Source organism: Geotalea toluenoxydans JCM 15764 (assembly GCF_001311985.1).
Lineage (GTDB): Bacteria > Desulfobacterota > Desulfuromonadia > Geobacterales > Geobacteraceae > Geotalea > Geotalea toluenoxydans.
Genome location: NZ_BBCJ01000059.1, coordinates 1 through 4761 on the forward strand (window position 1 = coordinate 1; position 4761 = coordinate 4761).

Genomic DNA, 4761 nt, shown 5'->3' on the forward strand with positions numbered 1-4761 from the left:
TCCCTGCCTTGATGGGGAGGGCTGGGGGAGCCGATGTCAGCTCACCTTCAGCACCACCGACGCGGCAGTATCGCCGGCGGCGCAGCCGGAGAAAAGCAAATAGCCTCCCCCCTTGATGGCCAGTTCCTCGATCCCTTCGATCATCAATCGAGCCCCCGTTGCTGCCTGGGGATGGCCGAAGATCAGGATGAGCCATAGTTGTTCATGCTGTTCAGATCCAGCCCCATGACCTTGGCCATGACGATGTCGTTGGCGGCGAAGGATTGTGGGTCTTGATGGCTCCCAGGTCTCCAACCTTGATGCCGGCGTTGTCCAGGGCCATCTGGGCAGACGGAGCGACGGCGGCGGCCATGTGCGCCTTCTTGGTGCGGGCGTAGCCGAAGGAGACCACCTGGACCTCGATGCCCGGATTGGTGCTCAGTTCCTTTGCCTTCTCCCGCGTGGTTACGCAGATACCGGCATTGCCGTCGGCGGGATGGGTCTGGGCGCCGAAGGTATGTACTCCATCGGGAAGCACCGGCTTGAGTGCGGCCAACCCTTCCTTGGTGCTGGTGGTTATTCCTTCATCGGCCTCCAGGAGGATCGATTTCTTCCTGGAAATCTGTACCTCTGCGGGAAACATATAGCGTTGCTGGAACTCACGGTCCCTGGCCAGTGCATCCAGATACTGCTCCTGCCGCCGCAGGGTGACGGCATCACATTCCTCACGGCTGACGCCGTATTCCTTGGCGACGTTTTCCGCCGTCTGAATCATGGCTCCCCCGGCCAGTCCTTGCCGAAGTTGTCCATGACCCAGTCCTCGGCAAGCTGCTGCCCGCCGGGACCGTTGGGATTGGGCCAAGTGGCATGGGGGCCGTTGGACAGGCGGTCGGCCATAAGGCACCAGCTGTGATTGAACATGCCGGTTTCTACCCCCATGCCCGCCTGGTAGATGGAGAAGGTGGAGGTGGAGCAGGCCTGGCTGACCAGGATGCCGGGCGAGCCTTCGGCCCCCATGAGGGCCGCAGCCCAAGGGCCGCTGTAGAACCACTGTTTCTGATAGACAGTGCTGCCGACCAGGACATAATCAATGGTCTTCGGGTCCCACCCCTTGCTCTCGAAAAAGCGCTTCGAAGTGGCCGCGCGAGAACGATGGCGTTCTCATTGGCCAGGGTCCCCTGCCACTTGGCAAAGGGGGTGCTATAGTAACCGCGGTAGGGGATATAGGCTTTTTTCAACATTGATCTTCCTCCTTATGTGAATGCTTGGGTCTATTGCATGTCCCCCTATATGAAAGGGGGATTTAGGGGGATTTACTTTGGTCACCGAGCGAAATTCCCCCTGTCCCCTCTTTTGCAAAGGGGGGTAAGCTAGATTCTGATCCTGCCGTCCACGGCATAGACACCGTCTGCGAAGGCCATGACCGGGTTCATATCCATCTCCTGGATCATGGGCAGATCGCCGAGCAGTTGGGAGACGCGCTGGATGAGGGCCATGACCGCCTGTCGGTCGATCCCCTTTTCGCCACGGACGCCATCAAGGAGAGCTGCGGTCTTGATGGAGGAGAGCATCTCCCCTGCCTCCACCCGGGTGACCGGGGCAATTTTGAAGGAGACGTCCTTGAGCACCTCCACATAGATGCCCCCCAGGCCGAACATTACCAGGTGCCCCAGTCCCCGCTCGGCAGTGGCGCCGATGATCAGCTCCCGGCCGCCGGGGAGAAACTTCTGCACAAAGAATTTCAGCGTACCGAAATGTCCCAGGCGGCTTTGCATATCATCAACGGTGGCGCGCACGGTTGCGGCATCCTTGAGATTAACGGCCACTCCCCCCATATCGCTCTTGTGGTCAATTGCCTCGCAGTCCACCTTGACCACTACCGGGAATCCGATCCTTTCAGCAGCGGCGGCAGCTTCAGAGGCGTTTGCCGTAACAGCCCAGCCTGCCACCGGAATGCCGTAGGCCTCGAAAATGTTATAGACGTCGGTGGCGGAAAGGACGGTGCGTCCTTCTTTTTGCGCCTGCTCGACGATCAATCTTGCCTTGAGAGCATCCACATCGGTAAACGTCTGTGGCAGGCCGATATGACGCTGCTTTAAACGGCCGTACCGGCTGAGAGCGCCCAGTGCCTTGGCCGCGTCGCTGGGGTTGGCGTAGATGGGAACCCCTCCAGCTTTGAGGATGTCCCTGGTAATCTGGAACCTTTCCTGGCTCAGGTCGGTCATGAAGTTGCAGACAATGGGCTTCCTTCCCTGCCTGTTAACCTCGACGATCTGCCGGGCAACCTCATGGGTGTCGGTGAAGGGGGCGGTAACGAAATTGATGAAAATGCTGTCTACCCCCTCCTCGTCCAGGAGTACATCCAGTGCGCCGCGGAACTGGGGGCCGCCGGCGGTGGCCACAACATCGATGGGGTTTTCCAGGGCAGCTTCAGGAAACTGGCTCTCTTTCAGCCGTTCGATGGACCGAGCCGCAAGCTTTGGCACATCCAGGCCGCAGGAGACGAGAACGTCGGTGGCGATAACTGCCGGTCCGCCGGTGTTGGTGATGATGCCGACCCGGTTTCCCTTGGGGATCGGCTGGCTGGCGAAGGCCATTGCCGCCCGCGCCATTTCCCCCTCATCGGTGAAGGAGAGGATGCCGGTCTTTTCGAAGATCAGCTCGGTGGCGATGTCCACCCCGGCCAGGGAGCCGGTGTGGGAAGAGGCCGCCTTGGCCCCCTGCTCGGTGCGTCCTGCTTTCATTGCCAGGATCGGTTTCTTTGCCGTTACGTCACGGGCGGCTTCGAGAAATTCTCTGGGATTGGAGAATCCCTCGGTATAGAGGATCACTGCCTTGGTTCCCTCGTCTGCGCCGTAATAGCGGACGATTTCGGGGATGGAGATGTCGCAGGCATTACCATTGGAGGCATAGAGGCGCTGGCCGACGCCAGATCCGCCAGTGCCTGCATGATAAGCGCACCGACGCCGCCACTCAAGGCCACCACCGATACGTAGCCGGGCTCGGGATAGGTGAAGGTGAAGTTGCAGTACGCCTTCAGCTCCGGGTCGGAGTTGATGATCCCTTGGCAGTTGGGGCCGAAGACCCGCACACCCAACTCCTTGCCCCGGCGCAGGAAATCCTCCTGGAGCAGTGCCCCCTCTTCCCCCAGTTCGCTGAAGCCGGCAGAATTGATGATGACCGCCTTGATCCCTTTCCTGCCGCAATCCTCGATGGTCTGGGGCACGAACTTGCTGGGGATGATGACGTGGGCCAGGTCGACCTGGCCGGGGATTTCCTCAAGTGTTTTATAGGCCTTGATTCCGCAAACCTCCGGCGCGCTGGGGTTCAGGGGATAGATCTCTCCCTTGTAACCATACTTCTGCAGGTTGCGAATGATGACGTTGCCGATGGAGAGTTCTTTGGTGGAAGCGCCGACAATGGCGACAGCTCTGGGTTTGAAAAGTGAATCCAGCATGTTATTTCCCCTCCTCAAGTTGTTCGATAAAGGCTTCCACATTGGTCTTGGTCTGTTCGTCGGAAACGCAGCGCATGTCGTTGAGGTCACCGGAAATGACAAGATGGGGGATGCCGGTTTCTTTCTCAAGTCGCTGGTGCATGCCGTAACGGCTGTTTGAATTGTAGGGGCAGGTCTTGGCGTCGTGATAAATGATGCCGTCGATGCCGAACTTGCTGAGCATGGTCTTAATATAGCCTTCTTTGTAGGTGTCGGAGCGGACGATGAACAGTTCCAGATAGGCCTTGGCCATGCTGCGTACCGGGTCGCTTTCGTCGAAAGCCGGGAAGATCCAGCTGCTGCAGTAGGTGGAGGCGACGACATTGGCCTTGAGGCAGGAAAAAAGCTCCGAATGCTGCCGCAGACGCCCCCAGACCGGCATGCGTCCCAGTAGATGCGAAAGCTTTCCCCCTCCACGGCACCCACCCTTGCTGTCAGCCTCTGTTGCAGTTCATCCAGCAGTACTTTGTAATAGTCCACGGCTTCTCGTGTTCCCCGAAGGACTACCGCCGGCCCCATGTGGATAGTGCCGTCAAAGAAGGTCAGTGGCGCAGGCGATGCCATGGCCGTCTCCAGGACCTCCTTCCACAGTTCGGTGCACTCCCGCGACAGAGCCACCGTTTCCCGGACCTGGCCAGATCGAGCCTGTTCCCGGAGATTTGCTCCAGTACAGGTATCAGGGCCTGGATCTGGCCGGCAACATCTTCAATGTGGCTGTCGGTGACCTCGTTGACATTCTTCGGCGAGGTAATGCCCATGCAGGGCACCCCCAGCTGTCTCGAATACCAGGCAAACCAGTCCTGCACGTCCCGGCACTGGTTGGTGTTGTAAACCAGGACATCGGGTTTGGGTACGGAGTCAATACCGGGATAAGCCTTTGCCAGAGGGGTGAACCCCTTGAGGTAGGCGCCGATGTCCGATGTGAGGTAGGAACAGATATCCGGCGAGTAACCGACGGCGTTTGCTTCCGGGATAAGATCGGTGGCAAGCCGTGTTGCGCCGAGCATGGCAGCATGATTTTCCGGGAAATGCACGGCGAAGCCCATGGCCCGCAAAAGTTCCGCCGGACCGACGCTGGTGCACCAGGCGACCTTCTGTTTGCCGGTGGTGGCCGCTTCATTCAGACCGTAGAAGTAATCGGCCATGATCTTGTTCATTAGGTCGGTGGCCTGTATTTTTTTGCGTCGGGTCTTGCTCTCTTCTGTCATGTATTTGTCCTCGAAATTTCTGTTGTCCTGATTCGTACTGTTCCCTCTCCCTGAGGGAGAGGGTTAGGGTGAGGGGGA

Annotated in this window: 4 protein-coding genes and 1 pseudogene; all 5 read right to left on the reverse strand. The window is 58.9% G+C overall.

Annotated elements, in window-relative coordinates; genetic code table 11:
- Window positions 1–211: 211 nt before the first annotated feature.
- The 5 genes and pseudogenes from JCM15764_RS30515 to JCM15764_RS29040 all read right to left on the reverse strand — a co-directional run bounded on the left by JCM15764_RS30515 (window position 212) and on the right by JCM15764_RS29040 (window position 4683).
- Window positions 212–754: a thiolase family protein gene (locus JCM15764_RS30515; RefSeq protein WP_243689534.1), complete on the reverse strand. Its 543-nt coding sequence runs from the start codon at window positions 752–754 to the stop codon at window positions 212–214.
- Window positions 751–996, reverse strand: a complete 246-nt coding sequence (locus tag JCM15764_RS30520; protein WP_243689535.1) for a hypothetical protein — start codon at window positions 994–996, stop codon at window positions 751–753. Before JCM15764_RS30520 ends, JCM15764_RS30515 begins: the two co-directional genes overlap by 4 nt.
- A gap of 353 nt (window positions 997–1349) precedes the next feature.
- Entirely contained in the window at window positions 1350–2864 is a 1515-nt protein-coding gene (locus JCM15764_RS20605; protein WP_243689538.1) for an acetate--CoA ligase family protein, read from the reverse strand.
- Window positions 2807–3436, reverse strand: coding sequence for a CoA-binding protein (locus JCM15764_RS25565; protein WP_243689539.1), 630 nt, complete (start codon window positions 3434–3436; stop codon window positions 2807–2809). The genes JCM15764_RS20605 and JCM15764_RS25565 overlap by 58 nt, the downstream gene beginning before the upstream one ends.
- Window position 3437: 1 nt before the next feature.
- A pseudogene (locus JCM15764_RS29040) lies at window positions 3438–4683 on the reverse strand (2-hydroxyacyl-CoA dehydratase subunit D).
- Window positions 4684–4761: the final 78 nt, after the last annotated feature.

Coding starts and splice junctions, on each gene's coding strand:
- JCM15764_RS25565 (WP_243689539.1), bottom strand. CDS start 3,436: ATGCTGGATTCACTTTTCAAACCCAGAGCTGTCGCCATTGTCGGCGCT.
- JCM15764_RS30515 (WP_243689534.1), bottom strand. CDS start 754: ATGATTCAGACGGCGGAAAACGTCGCCAAGGAATACGGCGTCAGCCGT.
- JCM15764_RS30520 (WP_243689535.1), bottom strand. CDS start 996: ATGGGGGCCGAAGGCTCGCCCGGCATCCTGGTCAGCCAGGCCTGCTCC.